Genomic DNA, 18,341 nt, shown 5'->3' with positions numbered 1-18,341 from the left:
GGGTCACTCAGGCCTGGAACGCGAGCTGTGCGCAGTCGGGTGCGGCGGTCACAATCCGGTGCCGGCGGTGACGCTGGGATCGTGAGATTTTCCGAAGAAATCCACCCCGGGGCCCGCTTCCTAACAGGCTGCTCATAATTCGGACTTACGTTCATCATGTGACGGGACAACAGGACAGACAGCGGGGCCGACGGTCGAGGGCGTTCAAGGCCGTCGGCCTCACCCTGGCGGGCGCGCTGGTGCTGGGCGTGGCCGCCCTCGGCTGGGCCTACCGGCATCTCAACGACAACATCACGAGCGTCGACATCGACAACGCGCTCGGCGACAACCGCCCGCCCCGCGCGGTGACCGTCCCGACCCCGTCCGGCACGGCGTCGGCGACCCCGCTGCCGACCACGGCGCTCAACATCCTCGTCCTCGGCTCGGACTCGCGCAGCGGCGCGCAGAACCAGGAACTCGGCGGCGGCGACAGCACCGGCGCGCGCTCCGACACCGCGATGGTCGTCCACATCGACGCCGGGCGCACCGGCGCGACCGTCGTCAGCATCCCGCGCGACACCCTCGTCGACCGCCCGTCCTGCCCGCTGCCCTCCGGCGGCTCGACGGCGCCGGCGTACGGGGCGATGTTCAACACCGCCTATTCGGTGGGCGGGCCGGTGTGCGCGGTGAAGACCGTCGAGTCGATGACGGACGTCCGTATGGACCACTACGTCGAGGTCGACTTCTCGGGCTTCGCGAAGCTGGTAAACGCGCTCGGCGGGGTCACCGTGACGACCGCCGAGGACATCGACGACGAGGACAGCCATCTGACCCTCGCGGCCGGCACCCACCACCTCGACGGCACGCAGGCCCTCGCCCTGGCCCGCACCCGGCACGGCATAGGCGACGGCAGCGACCTCGGCCGCATCGGCCTCCAACAGACGCTGGTGAAGGCGCTCCTCGAACAGATCGCCGCCACCGACCTGCTGACCAGCCCCACCCGCCTGTACGAGGTGGCCGACGCGGTCACCGGCAGCCTCACCACCGACACCGGCCTGGACTCCCTCACCGAACTGACGGAACTCGCCCGGAGCCTGAAGTCCCTGTCGTCCGAGCGGCTGACGACCGTGACCATGCCGGTCGTCCCGGCCCCCTCGGACCCCAACCGGGTGGTGGCCCGGGAACCGGCGGCGAGCCAACTGTGGGGGTCGCTGCGCCGCCCCTGAATCCGACCGATGCTCGAGCAACTGAACGGCGACAGATCTTGCCCCACCGCCCCTGATCATCTACGGCTTCGGCGGTGTGCTGCTCACCATCGCCACGCGGGTGCTCCAGGTCTTCCTCTACGGTCCCACGTGGTACCAGCGAGGTCCGCGCGGCTGAACCGGCGCCGGGTGAGGAGGGGCGCTACCGGCCGGGTCCGCCCCCGGACGGCCCCTCGGCCGCCGGCCGGCCGACGAGCATCGTCGGGGCCCCCGCGACCCGGGTCAGGAACACCGTCGCCGCGTTCGGCCCCTGCGGCTTGACCTTCTTGCGCAGTTCCTCCGGCTCCACCGCCGACCCCCGCTTCTTCACCGTGAGGACGCCGACCCCGCGCTCCCGCAGCAGTGCCTTCAACTTCTTCACGTTGAAGGGGAGTTGATCGGTGATCTCGTACGCGGCGGCGTACGGCGTGGGGCGCAGGTCGTCGGCGGTGACGTAGGCGATCGTCTCGTCGACCAGGCCGCCGTCCAGGTCCCGGGCGACGTCCGCGACCAGGTGGGCGCGGATGACGGCGCCGTCGGGCTCGTACAGGTAGCGGCCGACGGGGCGGACGGGCGGGTTCGGCAGACCGGCGCTCAGGAGGGTGCGCGGGCCGGGGAGCAGCGTGGCCCGGACGGCGCCCGGCGTCGTCCCGAACCACAGCACCGCCTCCTTCACGTCCCCGCCGTCCGAGATCCACTCCGCCTCGGCCTCGGCGGGCACGGCCTCGTGGGGGATGCCGGGGGCCACCTTCAGCGCGGCGTGCGCGGCTACCCGCGCGGCCTCGACGGCCCAGGACAGGGGCGGCGAGTACGCCTCCGGGTCGAAGATCCGCCCCCGCCCGCCCCGCCGGGCCGGGTCCACGAAGACGGCGTCATGGCCGGCCGTGTCGACGTCCGTGACGTCCGCCTCCCGCACCTCGACGAGGTCGGCGAGGCCGAGCGCCTCCATGTTCGCCCGCGCCACCGCCGCCGTCACCGGGTCCCGGTCCACCGCCAGCACCCGGATCCCCGCGCGAGCCAGCGCGATCGCGTCGCCGCCGATCCCGCAGCACAGGTCGGCGACCGAGGTCACGCCCAGCCCCTTGAACCGCTCGGCGCGGTAGGCGGCGACCGTCGCCCGCGTCGACTGCTCGACCCCGTTCGGCGTGAAGAACATCCGCTCGGCGTCCCGCGCCCCGAACTTCACCGCCGCCCGCTGCCGCAGCCGCTCCTGCCCGAGGGCGGCGGAGACGAGCGCGGCGGGATGCTCACGGCGCAGCCGGGTGGCGACGGCGAGTTCGTCGGCCGCGGCGGTGCCGCGCACGGCGTCGAGGAGGGCGCGGCCCTCGGGGGTGAGGAGGGGGGCGAGGTCGTTCACCGGGTCATTGTGGGCCAGTCGGTGGATGGTGCGCCTCCGGCCGCGGTGTCGGGCGGGGGTTGACCGGCGGGGCTGCGAAGATCCGGCGCCATGGGATCAGTCGTACGAAATGACAAATGCCGGGCGAGGTGGACGGCGTACCGGGGCGGCTTCGCGGTTCTCGCCCTGGCCGCGATCGTCTCGGGCTGCGCGGAGGGCGGCGGCGGTGCCGGCGGGGTCGGTCCCGCCCCCGGCCAGCAGCCCGACGAGACGCCGCCGTCCGGCTCCCTCCGCTCCTACGCGGCCGGACTGCGCGCCGAGCACGCGGCGAGGGTCGCGGCGGCGAAGCGCTGGGGCCTGGAGAAGGTCCCCCTCACACCTCCCGCGCCCCCCGCGAAGAAACCGAGGATCACCACCCGCAAGGGCTTCGAGGTCGACGGCCACGAGGAACTGGACCTCCCGCCGGTCTTCACCACCGTCCCCACCGAGGACAAGGTCGTCTTCCTCACCATCGACGACGGCGCCGAGAAGGACCCGGCGTTCCTGCGCATGACGGCCGAGCTGAGGATCCCGTACACCGCATTCCTCAGCGACTACCTGGTCAAGTCGGACTACGGCTACTTCAAGAAGATGCAGGACGGGGGAGTGGGCCTGAACAACCACACCCTCCACCACCCCTATCTGCCGGGCCTGTCCTACCAGCGGCAGAAGCGCGAGATCTGCGGCATGCAGGACGTGATCGAGGAGCGCTACGGCACCCGCCCCACCCTCTTCCGCCCGCCCTTCGGCAACTACAACGGCGCCACCCTGCGGGCCGCGAAGACCTGCGGGGTGAAGCACGTGCCCCTGTGGAGCGAGGAGGTGTTCGTCGACCACTGGGAGTACCGCGAGTGGGACCGCGCGCTCCACCCCGGCGACATCGTCCTGAGTCACTTCCGCGGCCCGGACGACTGGAAGGGCACAATGCCCGACATGATCCGCAAGTTCCTGAACAAGGTGACGGAAGAGGGGTATGCGGTGGCCCGCCTGGAGGACTACCTGTGAGAAGGGGGCGGGGGCGGGCGCTCCTGTGCGCGTTCGCGTCGGCGGCGGTCGTGCTGGCAGCGGCGGCCGGCTGCGCCCGCGACGGCGGCACGGCCGCCCGCCCGGGGGACGCGGGCCCCGTCCGGGCGCACCCGACGCCGCCCCACGCCGGCTCGCGGCCGGCCGCGGGGCCCGCACGAGCGCACCCGACGCCGCCCCACGCCGGTCCGCGGCCGGCCGCGGGGCCCGCACGAGCGCACCCGACGCCGCCCCACGCCGGTCCGCGGGCGTCGGACGAACCGCTGTACCGCCGCTGGGGCCTGCCCTCCCCGCTGGCCCCCGCCCCCACCCCCGCCGCGAGACCCACGGCCGCCGCCCGGCCCCCGTCCCTCCCCCCGGTCGTCGACAGCGTCCCCACCCGTGACAGGGTCGTCTTCCTCACCTACGACGACGGCGCCGAACGCGACCCCCGCTTCATCGACATGGTCCGCGAACTGCGCCTCCCCGTCAGCATGTTCCTCACCGACAGCGTCGCCGGCCCGGCCTACGCCCACTTCGCCCGGCTGCGCGCGGTCGGCGCGAGCCTCCAGAACCACACCCTCGACCACGCGGCCCTGCGCGGTCTGCCCTACGCCGGCCAGCGCGCCGAGATCTGCGGCCAGCAGAACAAGCTCAGCGCCCGCTTCGGCCTGCGCCCCCGCCTCTTCCGCCCGCCCTACGGCACGTACGACACCACCACCCGCCGTGCCGCCGCCGACTGCGGCATCTCCGCGATCGTCCTGTGGCGCGCCTCGATGGGCCCCACCGACCTCGCCTACACCCACGGCTCCCCCCGCCTCCGCCCCGGCGACATCATCGCCGTAGACCCCGACGAGGCCCTCGGCCCCACCCTCCGCACCCGCACGACCCGCCTCCTGCGCCAACTCCAGCAGCAGAACCTGACGGTGGGCCGCCTGGAGGACTACTTGTGATCCGGGGACTTTCGAACGCCGGCCGGTGAAACCAGCCCGTCCGGCGTTTGAGGACGAGGCCCGTCCAGGGCCGAAGCGGGGGCCTGGGGGCGGCAGCCCCCAGAGAACGCCCACACGGACACCGCCCACCGAAAAGCCCACGCAAGCTGAAAATTTCGGCCGACGCGCCGCAGGCATTGGCACTCCGCTTGACCGAGTGCTAACCCCGGTCATAGTCTCGGCTCTGGCACTCCCCACTGGAGAGTGCCAACAACGCGACGGGCAGGTCCGGCACCCGCGACGACGGATCGACCTGGTCGCCACCTCAGACAGTTAACCCCGTGAGATCTCCGAAGGGGGAGGTCGGATCGTGACGACCACCAGCTCCAAGGTTGCCATCAAGCCGCTCGAGGACCGCATTGTGGTCCAGCCGCTCGACGCCGAGCAGACCACCGCCTCTGGCCTGGTCATCCCGGACACCGCGAAGGAGAAGCCCCAGGAGGGGGCCGTCCTCGCCGTGGGCCCGGGTCGCTTCGAGAACGGCGAGCGCCTGCCGCTCGACGTCAAGGTCGGCGACGTCGTCCTGTACAGCAAGTACGGCGGCACCGAGGTGAAGTACAACGGCGAGGAGTACCTCGTCCTCTCGGCTCGCGACGTCCTCGCGATCATCGAGAAGTAAGTCACCCCGGACATTTCCGGAAGCACATTTGATGCCTGACGCTGCGCCCCTGGCCCCCGCGACCGCATAAGAAGCCGGGCGCCCAGGGGCGCAGTGCCGTTTACACCCACAGATCTCCGAGAGGGCTCCCGCTGTCATGGCGAAGATCCTGAAGTTCGACGAGGACGCCCGTCGCGCCCTCGAGCGCGGCGTCAACAAGCTGGCCGACACGGTCAAGGTGACGATCGGCCCCAAGGGCCGCAACGTCGTCATCGACAAGAAGTTCGGCGCCCCCACCATCACCAACGACGGTGTCACGATCGCCCGCGAGGTGGAGATCGACGACCCGTACGAGAACCTCGGCGCGCAGCTGGTGAAGGAGGTGGCGACCAAGACCAACGACATCGCGGGCGACGGCACCACCACCGCCACCGTGCTCGCCCAGGCGCTGGTGCGCGAGGGCCTGAAGAACGTCGCCGCCGGCGCGTCCCCCGCCCTCCTCAAGAAGGGCATCGACGCCGCGGTCAAGGCCGTCTCCGAAGACCTGCTCGCCTCGGCCCGCCCGATCGACGAGAAGTCCGACATCGCCGCCGTCGCCGCGCTGTCCGCCCAGGACCAGCAGGTCGGCGAGCTCATCGCCGAGGCGATGGACAAGGTCGGCAAGGACGGTGTCATCACCGTCGAGGAGTCCAACACCTTCGGTCTGGAGCTGGACTTCACCGAGGGCATGGCCTTCGACAAGGGCTACCTGTCGCCGTACTTCGTGACGGACCAGGAGCGCATGGAGGCCGTCCTCGAGGACCCCTACATCCTCATCAACCAGGGCAAGATCTCCTCCATCGCGGACCTGCTGCCGCTGCTGGAGAAGGTCATCCAGACCAACGCCTCCAAGCCGCTGCTGATCATCGCCGAGGACCTGGAGGGCGAGGCGCTCTCCACCCTCGTCGTCAACAAGATCCGCGGCACCTTCAACGCGGTCGCGGTCAAGGCCCCCGGCTTCGGCGACCGCCGCAAGGCGATGCTCCAGGACATGGCCGTCCTCACCGGCGCCACCGTCATCTCCGAGGAGGTCGGCCTCAAGCTCGACCAGGTCGGCATCGACGTCCTCGGCTCCGCCCGCCGCGTCACCGTCACCAAGGACGACACCACGATCGTCGACGGCGCCGGTGACTCCTCCGAGGTCCAGGGCCGCGTCGCCCAGATCAAGGCCGAGATCGAGAACACCGACTCCGACTGGGACCGCGAGAAGCTCCAGGAGCGCCTCGCGAAGCTGGCCGGCGGCGTGTGCGTGATCAAGGTCGGCGCCGCCACCGAGGTGGAGCTGAAGGAGAAGAAGCACCGTCTGGAGGACGCCATCTCCGCGACCCGCGCCGCGGTCGAGGAGGGCATCGTCTCCGGTGGCGGTTCCGCGCTGGTCCACGCCGTCAAGGTCCTCGAGGGCAACCTCGACAAGACCGGCGACGAGGCCACCGGTGTCGCCGTGGTCCGCAAGGCCGCCGTCGAGCCGCTGCGCTGGATCGCCGAGAACGCCGGCCTGGAGGGCTACGTCATCACCTCCAAGGTCGCCGAGCTGGAGAAGGGCCAGGGCTTCAACGCCGCCACCGGCGAGTACGGCGACCTGGTCAAGGCCGGCGTCATCGACCCGGTCAAGGTCACCCGCTCCGCCCTGGAGAACGCCGCCTCCATCGCCTCCCTCCTGCTCACGACCGAGACCCTGGTCGTCGAGAAGAAGGAAGAGGAAGAGCCGGCCGCCGGCGGTCACGGCCACGGCCACGCCCACTGAGGCACGTCAGCACTGACGAACGCTGACCGTCGTCAGCACTGAGGCCCGGCGTCCCGGATGGGGCGCTGGGCCTTCACGTCGAAGTGCCGAGCGTCAGGCGTCGCGCCGTACGAGGAACCGGACGGCCCCATCGAGCGCTGCCCGGACTGACGCCTGCGGGGTTGAGGCGGTCCGGTGATCGGCGCCGAGTACGTCATGCCCCGGCGGGGTGACTCTCCACGGGCACGGCCACGACCGCCCACACGGTCTTGCCGGGCGCGCCGGCCCGAGGAGCGACGCCCCAGTCCTCGGCCAGCGCCGCCACGAGCGCCAGCCCGCGTCCGCCGTCCGCGTCGGGTCGGCCGTCCCGTACGGGGTCGGGCAGCCGTTCGCCGCGCATGTCACTGACCTCTACCCGGACAAGGCCGGTGCCGTCGAGCCGGGTGAGACACAGACCGGCGTCCCGGCCGGGCACCCGCCCATGGGTGACGGCATTGGCGGCCAGCTCGGCGACGACCAGTTCCACGGTGTCGTTGACCGGGCTGCCGTACGGCCACCCCCAGGCGTCCATCTGCTGCGCGGCGAGCCGTCGGGCGAGGCGGGCACCGCGCGGGGTGGCGGTGAACCGGAGGGTCAGCGCCGCCCCGCGGTCGTGGCCGGGAGCGGCGGCGACGAGGGTGTGGGCGCTGCCGGGAGGGGTCGTCATGGCCCGACGATCTCGCGTTCGGGCCTGCCGTCACCAGGCGTGACGGCGGTACGGACCGCGTCTGTCGGGGTGCGGTGCCGTCCTGTGGGGGTTGTCGGGCGGCGAGGCTTCTGCCGAAGCGGCCTCACCGAACTCCAGAAGGCGATGGACGCAGGAGAAACAGCCGCCTTCGACATCAAAGCGGTGCAGGACGCGCACGGCGTCAGGGCGCGGGATCTTGAGCATGTCCCGCTGGGCGTGCGGCGTGAAGCGAGTGACGTACCCCATCGTCAGCCCAGGCGCTGGTACTCCTGAATGTCGATCACGACAGCTTCCTGCCTGCCGCGTCGCGTGATGATCGTCGGAGTCTCGTCCCGGCGCGCGCGGTCGATCACGTCGGCGAGGTGGCTACGGACCTCGGCCATGGATTCAACCACCGGATCACTCATGTCATGAATGTGGCAGATGTGCATGAAGGCTCCGTGCGGCGCATCGCGGGCAAAGGGTCTCGTCGCCGGTCGGGCGGAAGAGGGTCGGCTGGATGTGGTCGCCCTGGCACTCGATGGCGCTGGTCAGGCGGGCGGAGAGGCGGGGACCCGCGGGTTGCGTCGGCGGGGGCTCCGGCGCGGGCGTCGGCGGTGTGGTGGCGGGGAGGGGCGGGACCTCGCGGAGGAGATGGCGCAGGAGGCCGCCGGGGCGGTGGACGGGGGTGCCGTCGTCGGGGAGGCCCCGGAGGATGTGGATGCGGACGGCGGTGGGCGGATGCCCGGCTTCCAGCCAGTGGGCGGTGAGGCGGGCCAACTCGGCGTGCATGGGGCGGGGGATGTGGCGCAGGGCGGGGGAGAGGTTGGGGAAGCCGGCGACGAGAGCGGTGGCGGCGGCGAGGGATTCCGGGGCTGGGTGTGGCTCTGAGCCCGGCCGGACGGGGGGTTCGGGGGGACGGTGGGAGGTGTTTACCCGGGTGTTTTCTCTTGGATGACCGTCGGCGGGCGGGGGAGTCGGCTCACCGACGGCCGGAACGGGGGGACTCGGCGTGAGCTGCGGTGACGCGGGCTCGTGCTGTACGGCCGCCACGGGCATCCGCGCGAGGATCTTGGCGGCCTCGGCGGCGGTCAACGGCACGTTGGAGACGAGCTGTTGGGTGGCCCAGTGGCCGCCGGAACCCTGAACGCGCCGCTCGTGCACGAACCCCTCGTCCTTCAGTTGGCGTTTGGCGCGGGTGAAGGCGCAGGCGCCGATGTTGGCGCGTTCGGCGGTGCGGGAGAGGGACTCGCGCGCTCCCTGCGGGAGGGAGAGCTGCCAGGTGAGGAGACGGACGGCATCGGAGGAGAGCCGGGGGTGCCGGATGATGTCGTGCGAGAGCTGGGTGTAAGCGCGCGGGGGCGCGATATGGTGCCGATAAATCACGGTGGAGTTCCGTTCCACTGGTGGTTCAGGCCCTCGCGAGCGGTTGCAGCCGCTGCGGGGGCCGTTTGATGGGGTGCCGTTCGCGGTGAATGTGCCGCACGGAAAGTGTGCGGGGGGACGCGTTGGGCGAAGAGGGTTTTGGGCTGCGTTCACTCACACGGAGCAACCTGCCTGATTGGAGGCATGGTTGACGCACAGTCGCCCTAGCCTGCCGTCACCGACGAGTGGTGGGAGCGGGGATGGACACGGGCGCGGACTCGGGCATGGGTGGCGTGGAGCCGGACTGCAACGTGGAGTTCCTGCGCAGCTTCGGACGCCAGATGAAGCTCCTGCGGGAGATCGCCGGACTCACGCAGGCGCAGCTGGGGGACCTGGTCGGGTACGGCGAGGCGCAGATCGCGGCGGTGGAGCAGGGACGGAGGATCCCGAAGCCCGAGCTGATCGATGCGGTGGACCGGGCGGTGGGGGCGCGGGGTGTGCTGAGCGCGATGAAGGGGGAGGTGGCGAAGGCTCGGTATCCGTCGTTCTTCCGGCGGTACGCGGGGCTGGAGGCCGAAGCTGTTGAGCTGCACGCCTACGTCAACCATGTGGTCAAGGGCCTGTTGCAGACCGAGGAGTACGCGCGGGCGGTTTTCCGTATGTGGCGCCCGCTGCTGGACGAGGAGGCGATCGAGCAGGGCGTGTCCGCGCGGATGGAACGGCAGAAGTTGTTCTCTAGGCGTCCGGCGCCCCTCCTGAGCTTCGTCATCGACGAGCACGTGTTGCGGCGGCCGCTCGGCGGTCGCGAGGTCATGCAGGGGCAGCTGGAGCAGCTTCTGATCTACGGGCACCAGCGCAACGTCGAGATGCAGGTCATGCCGACGGAACGAGACGAGCACGCCGGCCTTGCCGGGCCCTTTACATTGATCCAGCTCAAGGATCAGCGCAGGATGGCTTACATGGAAGTACAGGACACAAGTGCCCTGTACGCGGAGCCAAAGAAGGTCAGCCCGATGGAAGCGACGTACGGCGTTCTCCGGGCGCAGGCGCTGACCCCCCGGGAGTCGCTGACCTTCATTGAGAAGTTGTTGGGAGAACTATGAAGACGGGTAGCCCCGCGCCTGCCGCTGGTGAACCGCAGTGGTTCAAGAGCAGCTACAGCGCGGGCAATGGCGGCGACTGCGTCGAGGTCGCGGACGCCGGTACGGCCGTGCTGGTCCGCGACTCCAAGCGGTCGGAGGACGGGTTCCTCACGGTCGGTGCCGACGAGTGGACGGCGTTCGTACGGATGGCCGCGCGCGGTTGACGCGACGCGAAGGAGGGGCGACCGGAGACCGGCCGCCCCTCTCTCATGCGCGGACTACCGGCCCAGCGCCCCCAACTGCTCCAGCAGCCCCGCCCGGTCGTACTGCCACCAGCTCTCGCAGATCATGCCGTCGTGGAAGCGGTGCCAGGTCATGCCGGTCATGGTGACGTTCTGGCCGGTGGCCGGGATGCCCAGGAAGTCGCCGTGGTGGCGGCCCGCGAAGGTCCAGCGGGTGCAGACGCGGTCCTCCTCGGAGAGCTGGTCGTCGACCCGCATCGAGAAGGCGAAGGACCGCCGCCAGCCCGCGACCTCCTCGCGCGCCGCCCGCACCCCCGTGTCCCGCGCGTTGGCGGGGTCGTGATCGACGTAGTCGTCCGAGATCCGCTCGAACAGCCGGTCGATGTCACCCCGCCCGAGCCCCTCGAAGAACTCACGGGCCATGACCCGGTTGAGCTGCTCGTCCCGGATCACGTCCAGATCGGTGAAGGTCGGCATCTCGTCGCACAGGGCGACCATGTCCCGGAAGATCCGGTCCGTCTCCGGAAGGTTCGAGTTCCGCATCGCCTCCTCGTACGACGGGAACTCCACGATCTCGATGAAGTGCGACGCGTCCGACCGGTCCTTGCCGAGCAGCGCGTGCGTGGCGGTCCGCTTCCCCTTGGTCTGTTCGACCCACGTGTCCAGCAGCCGGTTCATCTCGTCGAACCGGCTGGTCCTGCAATCGATGAGCTGTACGAACGTCATGGCGTCGCCTCCGGCCCCCCTGGGTCCGGTTCCGTCACGCCCATTTTCCCACCGGAGCCACGGCGGCGGGCGCCTACCGGGGCCCGTACTTCCGGCCCGTCTTCGAGCTGATCCCGCCCAGCAGGCCCCTCGGCGTCACCTTCACCAGGCCCATCAGCGCCTTGTAGCGGGCGTCCGGGATCGACACCGACTTGCCGCGCGCCAGGTCGTTCAGCGCCGACGCGACCAGCTTGTCCGCGTCGAGCCACATCCAGCCCGGGATGTTGTCCGTGCCCATCCCGGCCCGCTCGTGGAACTCCGTGCGCACGAACCCCGGGCACAGCGCCATCAGCCGCACCCCGCTGCCCGCCAGGTCCTTCGCCGCCCCCTGAGTGAACTGCACGACCCACGCCTTGGACGCCCCGTACGTCCCGCGCGGCACGAAGGCCGCCACCGAGGCCACGTTCACGACACCGCCCCGCCCCCGCTCCCGCATCGCCGCCGTCGCCGCCGAGGTCAGCCGCAGCACCGCCTCGCAGTGCACCTTGAGCATCCTCAGCTCGTCGGCCATCGACACGTCGAGGTAGCGGCCCTTGTTGCCGAAGCCCGCGTTGTTGACCAGCAGGTCCACCGGGTTCTTGCGGTCGCCGAGGCGGGCGGCCACCGCCTCGATGCCCGCCTCCTCGGCGAGGTCGGCCGTCAGCACCTCCGCCTCGATGCCGTGCCGGTCGTGCAACTCGGTGGCCTGCTCGCGCAGACGCTTGGTGTCCCGGGCGACGAGGACCAGGTCATGCCCGTCCGCCGCCAGCCGCCGCGCGAACGCGGCGCCGATGCCCGCGGTCGAACCCGTAATTAGAGCCGTTGTCATGGCGCAAGGTTAATGACCCGGAGTGCGCGCGTCCGGTCCCTGCACGCGGTCCGCGCATATGAAGGACCCGTGTGCGCCCTTGCCGTGACGTCGGTTCAGTTGCTCTGCTCCGCCACGCACTTCCGGGCCGCCGCCAGCGCCTCGGGGTGCAGCGCCTCGCCCGCCGCCAGCAGCCGCGGCAGCAGCTCCCGGTGCGTGGTGACCGCCTGGAACTCCATCCGCGCCGTCACCTCGTGCTCCGGCACGTGGACTCGCTCCACCGGATCCCCGGCGCGGATCTCGCCCGGCACGATCACCCGCAGATACGCGCCCGTCGCGGCCTTGCGCGTGAACCGCTTGACCCACCCCTTCTCCCCCACATGGCCCTGGAAGGTGAGACAGGGGATCCGGCCCGACGTCACCTCCAGCACCACCTCGGGGCCGATCCGCCAGCGCTCGCCGATCCGCGCCCCCGAGACGTCCAGGCCGGTGGTGGTGAGGTTCTCGCCGAACGCGCCGTTCGACAGCGCGCGCCCCAGCTCGCGCTCCCAGTCGTCGAGGTCCTCGCGGGCGACGGCGTACACCGCCTGGTCGTTGCCGCCGTGGTGGCGCAGGTCGCACACCGCGTCCCCGGCCAGGCCGCTGCCGGCGGCGCCCTTCGGGCCGGGCGCGGTCACCCGCACCGGCCCGTCGACCGGCCGCTTGTCGATCCCGGTGACGCTGTCAGGGTGGTTCGAGTACGGCACGCTCTTCGGGCGGCCCACGTTGACTGACAGAAGCCTCATGAGCGCAGGCTAGAGGCGGACGGTCAAAGCGTCGACGCATTATTCGCAGCCGTACCCAAGGCTCGCTTATGCGACGGCTATCCTCGAAGGGTGATCGAGGCCCGTCATCTCCGCGTGCTGCGCGCCGTCGCCGCCACCGGCTCCTTCTCGGCGGCCGGGCGCGAGCTGGGCTGCACCCAGCCGGCGGTCAGCCAGCAGATGAAGGCGCTGGAGGCGTCCGTCGGCACGCCCCTGCTCGTGCGCAACGGCCGCGAGATGCGGCTGACGCAGGCGGGCGAGGCCCTCGTGCGGCACGCGGCCGGAATCCTCGCGGGGCTCACCGCCGCCGAGGAGGAGGTCGCCGCGATCGCCGGACTGCGCGCCGGCCGGGTCCGGCTCGTCTCCTTCCCCAGCGGCAGTTCCACCCTCGTCCCCACCGCCCTGGCCGCCCTGCGCGCCGCCCACCCCGGCACCCGGGTCTCCCTGGAGGAGGCCGAGCCGCCCGAGTCGGTGGACAAGCTGCGCGCGGGCGACTGCGACATCGCGCTCGCCTTCCGCTACGAGAGCGCGCCGGGCGTAGAGGAGTGGGCCGACCTGGTCGTCCGGCCCCTGCTGACGGACCGGCTCGTCGCCCTCGTCCCGGAACGGCACCCCCTCGCGCGCGCGGAGTTCCTCGCCATAGGCGAACTCGCCCGGGAACCCTGGATCGCGGGCTGCCCGCGCTGTCGCGGCCAGCTGGTGGAGGTGTGCGCGGAGGCGGGCTTCACGCCCCGGATCGACTTCGCGACCGACGACTATCCGGCGGTCGCCGGACTGGTGGGCGCGGGCCTCGGCGTCGCGGTCCTGCCGCAGCTCGCGATCGAGTCCGTCCGGCCCCGTGGGGCGCGGGCGGTGACGCTGGAGCCGGCGGTCCGGCGGGAGATCGTCGCTCTCACGCTCCCCGACCTGGAGCAGGTGCCGGCGGTGGCGGCGACGCTGGAGCAACTGGGCCGGGCGGCGGCGCGCTGAGATTCGCGCGCAAATGACACAAGGGCACGCGCGAGGGTGCCCCTTCCCTGTGCAGAAACGTTCCTTCAGTTGTCGGGTCCCTCGGTGGCTCAGTCGTCCGGCGGGGTCTCCCCACCGGTCGACGCCGACACCAGGCGATGGCGCGCCCGGCCCATGAGCTCCTCGCGCTCGTCCTCGGTCAACCCGCCCCACACGCCGTACGGCTCTCTCACCGCCAACGCGTGCGCCGCGCACTGCGCGCGGACCGGGCACCTCATGCAGACCTCCTTGGCCGAGTTCTCGCGAGCGCTCCGCGCCGCCCCGCGCTCACCCTCCGGATGGAAGAAGAGCGAACTGTCCACCCCGCGGCAGGCGGCCAGGAGCTGCCAGTCCCACAGGTCCGCGTTCGGTCCGGGAAGGCGGGAGAAATCTGCCATTGCGTGACCCCTTGTAGCCGTTTCGAGCGGATACGGTGCCAACGACCGTACAACTACGATCTAAGGAGATGAAAATATGACTCATTGCGAATCTAGCCTCAGACACCAGTAAATGGGAAGAAATAGGGCTGATCGGGGCATCGCTTGTGGTGAAAGCTTGAGGGACCGCGCGGCTGCCCCCGCCGTGTCCGTCCCCTCACGTAGAGTGCCGAAGACTGCACGCAGCCCCGTAACTCTTTCGAGTGACCATCGTTGAGAGTGCGGTGGCGGTTGAAAACACAAACGCTCGGGCAGGCGTCCGAGACGGTCGACCGCACAGGTGACGATTCGTACCAGCCTGGAGGCACAAGGTGACGCGCATCAGCTGCGGAGGGCGGCCATGACTTCCGTCCTCGTCTGCGACGACTCCCCGCTTGCCCGAGAGGCGCTCCGCCGCGCGGTCGCGACCGTGCCCGGCGTCGAGCGCGTGACGACGGCGGCCAACGGCGAGGAAGTCCTCCGCCGCTGGGGCGCCGACCGCTCGGACCTCATCCTGATGGACGTGCGCATGCCCGGACTGGGCGGTGTCGAGACCGTCCGGCGGCTGCTGTCCGCCGACCCCGGCGCGCGCATCATCATGCTGACCGTCGCGGAGGACCTCGACGGAGTCGCCCTCGCGGTCGCCGCCGGCGCCCGGGGTTATCTGCACAAGGACGCCTCGCGCGCCGAACTGCGCGCGACCGTCACCCAGGCCCTCGCCGACCCGACCTGGCGGCTCGCCCCGCGCCGGCTGCGCTCGGCCGAGATGGGCGCGGCACCCACGCTCACCGCCCGTGAGATCCAGGTGCTGGAGGGCATGAGCCACGGCCGCTCCAACGCGGAGATCGGCCGTGAGCTGTTCCTCTCCGAGGACACCGTCAAGACCCACGCCCGCCGGCTCTTCAAGAAGCTCGGCGCCTCGGACCGCGCGCACGCCGTGGCGCTCGGCTTCCGCTGGGGACTGGTCCGCTGACGCCTGCGGGCGACCGTGCCGAGGGGTGAGCGGCTCGCACGTCCTTCGGGCGTGCGGTGATCCAGGCCGCTCCCCGGGCGGCCTGCGGTGCTCATGTCGTACGCGTCGGCACGTGAAACGTGAGCGATGTTCATCACGTGAGTGGAATGCCACGCGTGCGCGTACTCCGTTGTGGACGCGGTTCTCTCGTGGACGCGGTTCTCTCGTGGGCGCGGGCTTCTCGTGAACGCGGTCTGCCGGCGGACGCGCTCCTCTCACGGGCGCGGGTCCGCGTCGCTGTGCGCGAGCACGGGGCGGCGGATCCGGCGGGCACGCGGAGGGCCCGGCGGGCGCGGTGGGTCCGGCGGGCGCGCGGAGGGCCGGGCGGGCGCGCGGAGGATCGCGCGCCCGGACTGCTCCATCGCACGTGACTGCTCCACCGCACGTGACTGCTCCACCTCACGTGCGTCGGCTTCCCCACCTCGGGATCCCGGCTGCGTGGACGCGGGGCACCCGCGTGCGTGCGGGACGTCTCTCGAAGAACGATCGGGGCGGGGACGAGGACGGGGACAGGTCGAGCGCGGGATGGCCGGCGTGGGCAACCCGCGACGCCGACCGCGGGGTCTTCCCCCGGGAAAGCCCGGGTCGGACTTCACTGACATGGGCACGGCATGGGTACGTACCTTTCTGAGCGAGCCGACTTCGGCGGAGGGGAGCGGGGGTATGCGGGAACGTCCCTGCTCAGGCGGGCGGCACCGGGCCTCGTCCGGCGGCCGCTGCTCGTTTCGCGGCGGATGCCGCATCCTTGAGGTGTGGAGTTCCTCGGGGACGAGTCGGTCGAGCGGAAGGGGAGGGCGCAGGGGATGAGTTCCGGCGCACCTGCTCATAACGCTTCGGTGCACAACGACGGGCACGGTGCCGCGGCCGGTCCGGCCGCAGGGCACCATGGACCGATGCGCGAAGACGAGGGTGTCCGTGCCCAGGGGGCGATCGGCGGCCTCGTGCACCGCGCAGTCGACGGCGACGAACAGGCCACCCACGACCTGCTCGCCCACGTCCACCCCCTCGCGCTGCGCTACTGCCGCACCCGTCTGTCCCGGCTCCCCGGCGACGCCCGCCACTTCGTGGAGGACCTCGCGCAGGAGGTCTGCGTGGCCGTCCTGCTGGCCCTGCCGCGCTACAAGGACACCGGCCGCCCCTTTGAAGCCTTCGTCTTCGCCATCGCCGCCCACAAGGTCGCCGACCTCCAGCGCGCGGCGATGCGCCACCCCGGCTCCACGGCGGTCCCCTCCGACGAGATGCCGGAACGCCCCGACGACTCGCTGGGCCCCGAGGAGCGGGCCCTGCTGAGCAGCGACGCCGAATGGGCGAAGAAACTGATGGCCAACCTGCCCGAGAACCAGCGGGAGCTGCTGCTGCTGCGCATCGCGGTGGGCCTCACGGCGGAGGAGACCGGTCAGATGTTGGGAATGTCACCCGGCGCGGTCCGCGTGGCTCAGCACCGCGCGCTGAGCAGACTGCGCGCCCTCGCCGAGCAGTAGTCCCTTCGGCGGCGGCCCGGGTGAACGGGCCGCGAGCCGGTTCCGTACGAACATACGAAGCCCGGAGTCGCTCCGGACCGTGGAATCAGGGAAGCGCGCTTCCCGTTAGCATGGACATCCGCACCGATCAAGGCCATTTGGGGAAGGTGTCATGACTGCCAACGTCGACGGAGTGCCCGACAAATTCGCGACGCTCGGGCTGACCTACGACGACGTGCTGCTGCTGCCGGGCGCATCCGAGGTGCTCCCCAACGCGGTCGACACCTCGTCCCGCATCTCGCGCAACGTCCGGGTGAACATCCCGCTGCTCTCGGCGGCGATGGACAAGGTGACCGAGTCCCGTATGGCGATCGCCATGGCCCGTCAGGGCGGCGTCGGCGTGCTGCACCGCAACCTCTCCGTCGAGGACCAGGTCAACCAGGTCGACCTGGTCAAGCGCTCCGAGTCGGGCATGGTCACCGACCCGATCACGGTGCACCCCGAGGCGACGCTCGCCGAGGCCGACGCCCTGTGCGCCAAGTTCCGCATCAGCGGCGTCCCGGTCACCGACCCGGCCGGCAAGCTGCTCGGCATCGTCACCAACCGCGACATGGCCTTCGAGTCGGACCGCACGCGCCAGGTGCGCGAGGTCATGACGCCGATGCCGCTGGTCACCGGCAAGGTCGGCATCTCCGGCACCGACGCCATGGAGCTGCTGCGCCGCCACAAGATCGAGAAGCTTCCGCTGGTCGACGACGCGGGCGTCCTCAAGGGCCTGATCACGGTCAAGGACTTCGTCAAGGCCGAGAAGTACCCCAACGCGGCGAAGGACGCCGAGGGTCGGCTGCTCGTCGGCGCGGCCGTCGGCGCCAGCCCCGAGGCGCTGGAGCGCGCCCAGGCGCTGGCCGAGGCCGGGGTGGACTTCCTGGTCGTCGACACCTCGCACGGCCACAACAGCAACGCCCTCAGCTGGATGTCCAAGATCAAGTCGAGCGTCGGCGTCGACGTGATCGGCGGCAACGTCGCCACGCGTGACGGCGCCCAGGCCCTGATCGACGCCGGTGTGGACGGCATCAAGGTCGGCGTCGGCCCCGGCTCGATCTGCACCACCCGTGTCGTCGCCGGCATCGGCGTCCCGCAGGTCACCGCCATCTACGAGGCCTCCCTCGCGGCCCGCCCGGCCGGCATCCCGCTGATCGGCGACGGCGGCCTCCAGTACTCCGGCGACATCGGCAAGGCGCTCGCCGCCGGCGCCGACACGGTGATGCTGGGCAGCCTCCTCGCCGGCTGCGAGGAGTCCCCGGGCGAGCTCCAGTTCATCAACGGCAAGCAGTTCAAGTCGTACCGCGGCATGGGCTCGCTCGGCGCGATGCAGTCCCGGGGCCAGGGCCGGTCGTACTCCAAGGACCGCTACTTCCAGGCGGAGGTGGCGACCGACGACAAGCTCGTGCCCGAGGGCATCGAGGGCCAGGTGCCCTACCGCGGCCCCCTCGGCAACGTGCTGCACCAGCTCGTCGGCGGTCTGCGCCAGACCATGGGGTACGTGGGCGCCGCCACCATCGGGGAGATGGAGTCCAAGGGCCGGTTCGTCCGGATCACCTCGGCGGGCCTGAAGGAGAGCCACCCGCACGACATCCAGATGACGGTCGAGGCGCCGAACTACAGCAGCAAGTAGGGCCTGTCCGGCGCGCCGGCCCGAGAGCAGAGCCGAGCAGGGCGGTCCCGGAACGGTCCGGGGCCGCCCTCGTCGTGCCCGTCGGCGAT

General features: G+C 71.3%; 18 protein-coding genes and 1 pseudogene. 11 read left to right on the top strand and 8 right to left on the bottom strand.

The window, feature by feature from the left end; genetic code table 11:
• The first annotated feature begins 158 nt into the window (after positions 1-158).
• Positions 159-1,205: an LCP family protein gene (locus ACFYX4_RS08155; protein ID WP_389327835.1), complete on the top strand. Its 1,047-nt coding sequence runs from the start codon at positions 159-161 to the stop codon at positions 1,203-1,205.
• Between the two features lie 181 nt (positions 1,206-1,386).
• Here ACFYX4_RS08155 and ACFYX4_RS08150 read toward each other — a convergent pair whose 3' ends face one another.
• Positions 1,387-2,580 (bottom strand): methyltransferase domain-containing protein, encoded by a 1,194-nt coding sequence (locus tag ACFYX4_RS08150; protein ID WP_389327832.1) that lies wholly within the window; start codon positions 2,578-2,580, stop codon positions 1,387-1,389.
• Positions 2,581-2,670: 90 nt separating this feature from the next.
• Here ACFYX4_RS08150 and ACFYX4_RS08145 point away from each other — a divergent pair, with 90 nt between their 5' ends.
• From ACFYX4_RS08145 to groL, 4 genes are all read left to right on the top strand, one after another.
• A complete protein-coding gene (locus tag ACFYX4_RS08145; protein ID WP_389327829.1) occupies positions 2,671-3,603 on the top strand; it encodes a polysaccharide deacetylase family protein in 933 nt (310 codons plus the stop codon).
• Entirely contained in the window at positions 3,600-4,553 is a 954-nt protein-coding gene (locus tag ACFYX4_RS08140; protein ID WP_389327826.1) for a polysaccharide deacetylase family protein, read from the top strand. Before ACFYX4_RS08145 ends, ACFYX4_RS08140 begins: the two co-directional genes overlap by 4 nt.
• Positions 4,554-4,902: 349 nt before the next feature.
• On the top strand, positions 4,903-5,211 hold the full coding sequence (gene groES, locus ACFYX4_RS08135; RefSeq protein WP_020132158.1) for a co-chaperone GroES: 309 nt from the start codon (positions 4,903-4,905) through the stop codon (positions 5,209-5,211).
• A gap of 136 nt (positions 5,212-5,347) precedes the next feature.
• Entirely contained in the window at positions 5,348-6,973 is a 1,626-nt protein-coding gene (groL, locus tag ACFYX4_RS08130) for a chaperonin GroEL (RefSeq protein WP_389327823.1), read from the top strand.
• 193 nt (positions 6,974-7,166) lie between these two features.
• Here groL and ACFYX4_RS08125 read toward each other — a convergent pair whose 3' ends face one another.
• The 3 genes and pseudogenes from ACFYX4_RS08125 to ACFYX4_RS08115 all read right to left on the bottom strand — a co-directional run bounded on the left by ACFYX4_RS08125 (position 7,167) and on the right by ACFYX4_RS08115 (position 9,044).
• On the bottom strand, positions 7,167-7,658 hold the full coding sequence (locus ACFYX4_RS08125; RefSeq protein ID WP_389327820.1) for an ATP-binding protein: 492 nt from the start codon (positions 7,656-7,658) through the stop codon (positions 7,167-7,169).
• Between the two features lie 275 nt (positions 7,659-7,933).
• Positions 7,934-8,062: pseudogene (locus tag ACFYX4_RS08120) on the bottom strand (type II toxin-antitoxin system Phd/YefM family antitoxin); the annotation flags it as partial.
• Positions 8,063-8,087: 25 nt separating this feature from the next.
• Positions 8,088-9,044: a hypothetical protein gene (locus tag ACFYX4_RS08115; protein ID WP_389327817.1), complete on the bottom strand. Its 957-nt coding sequence runs from the start codon at positions 9,042-9,044 to the stop codon at positions 8,088-8,090.
• 239 nt (positions 9,045-9,283) lie between these two features.
• On the opposite strand from ACFYX4_RS08115, the gene ACFYX4_RS08110 reads away from it, so the two are divergent.
• Positions 9,284-10,126, top strand: a complete 843-nt coding sequence (locus ACFYX4_RS08110; RefSeq protein WP_389327814.1) for a Scr1 family TA system antitoxin-like transcriptional regulator — start codon at positions 9,284-9,286, stop codon at positions 10,124-10,126.
• Positions 10,123-10,329 (top strand): DUF397 domain-containing protein, encoded by a 207-nt coding sequence (locus ACFYX4_RS08105; protein WP_389327811.1) that lies wholly within the window; start codon positions 10,123-10,125, stop codon positions 10,327-10,329. Before ACFYX4_RS08110 ends, ACFYX4_RS08105 begins: the two co-directional genes overlap by 4 nt.
• Positions 10,330-10,383: 54 nt before the next feature.
• On the opposite strand, the gene ACFYX4_RS08100 is transcribed toward ACFYX4_RS08105, so the two are convergent.
• From ACFYX4_RS08100 to ACFYX4_RS08090, 3 genes are all read right to left on the bottom strand, one after another.
• Complete coding sequence (locus ACFYX4_RS08100) at positions 10,384-11,073, bottom strand: ester cyclase (protein WP_389327808.1); 690 nt, start codon at positions 11,071-11,073, stop codon at positions 10,384-10,386.
• A gap of 73 nt (positions 11,074-11,146) precedes the next feature.
• The gene (locus ACFYX4_RS08095) at positions 11,147-11,920 is read right to left on the bottom strand and encodes an SDR family NAD(P)-dependent oxidoreductase (protein ID WP_389327805.1); all 774 of its coding nucleotides are present in this window, start codon (positions 11,918-11,920) and stop codon (positions 11,147-11,149) included.
• Between the two features lie 95 nt (positions 11,921-12,015).
• Positions 12,016-12,684, bottom strand: coding sequence for an MOSC domain-containing protein (locus ACFYX4_RS08090; RefSeq protein ID WP_389327802.1), 669 nt, complete (start codon positions 12,682-12,684; stop codon positions 12,016-12,018).
• A 90-nt stretch (positions 12,685-12,774) separates the two neighbouring features.
• Here ACFYX4_RS08090 and ACFYX4_RS08085 point away from each other — a divergent pair, with 90 nt between their 5' ends.
• A complete protein-coding gene (locus ACFYX4_RS08085) occupies positions 12,775-13,671 on the top strand; it encodes a LysR family transcriptional regulator (RefSeq protein ID WP_389327799.1) in 897 nt (298 codons plus the stop codon).
• Between the two features lie 89 nt (positions 13,672-13,760).
• Here the strand turns inward: ACFYX4_RS08085 and ACFYX4_RS08080 are convergent, their stop codons facing one another.
• Positions 13,761-14,087 carry a WhiB family transcriptional regulator gene (locus ACFYX4_RS08080; RefSeq protein WP_130441147.1) on the bottom strand — a complete coding sequence of 109 codons (327 nt, stop codon included), beginning with the start codon at positions 14,085-14,087 and terminating at the stop codon, positions 13,761-13,763.
• A gap of 379 nt (positions 14,088-14,466) precedes the next feature.
• Between ACFYX4_RS08080 and ACFYX4_RS08075 the strand changes: the two genes are divergently transcribed.
• From ACFYX4_RS08075 to guaB, 3 genes are all read left to right on the top strand, one after another.
• Positions 14,467-15,078 (top strand): response regulator transcription factor, encoded by a 612-nt coding sequence (locus ACFYX4_RS08075; RefSeq protein ID WP_003948568.1) that lies wholly within the window; start codon positions 14,467-14,469, stop codon positions 15,076-15,078.
• Between the two features lie 932 nt (positions 15,079-16,010).
• Positions 16,011-16,598, top strand: coding sequence for a sigma-70 family RNA polymerase sigma factor (locus ACFYX4_RS08070; protein ID WP_389327796.1), 588 nt, complete (start codon positions 16,011-16,013; stop codon positions 16,596-16,598).
• A gap of 151 nt (positions 16,599-16,749) precedes the next feature.
• Positions 16,750-18,252, top strand: a complete 1,503-nt coding sequence (guaB, locus tag ACFYX4_RS08065; protein WP_389327793.1) for an IMP dehydrogenase — start codon at positions 16,750-16,752, stop codon at positions 18,250-18,252.
• The last annotated feature ends 89 nt before the right edge of the window (positions 18,253-18,341 follow it).

Origin of the sequence: Streptomyces sp. NPDC002328 (genome assembly GCF_042890065.1) — a bacterium.
In the GTDB taxonomy this organism is placed as follows: Bacteria; Actinomycetota; Actinomycetes; order Streptomycetales; family Streptomycetaceae; genus Streptomyces.
Note: the sequence above shows the minus strand (reverse complement) of the source record. Positions and strands in the feature narration are given on the sequence as shown.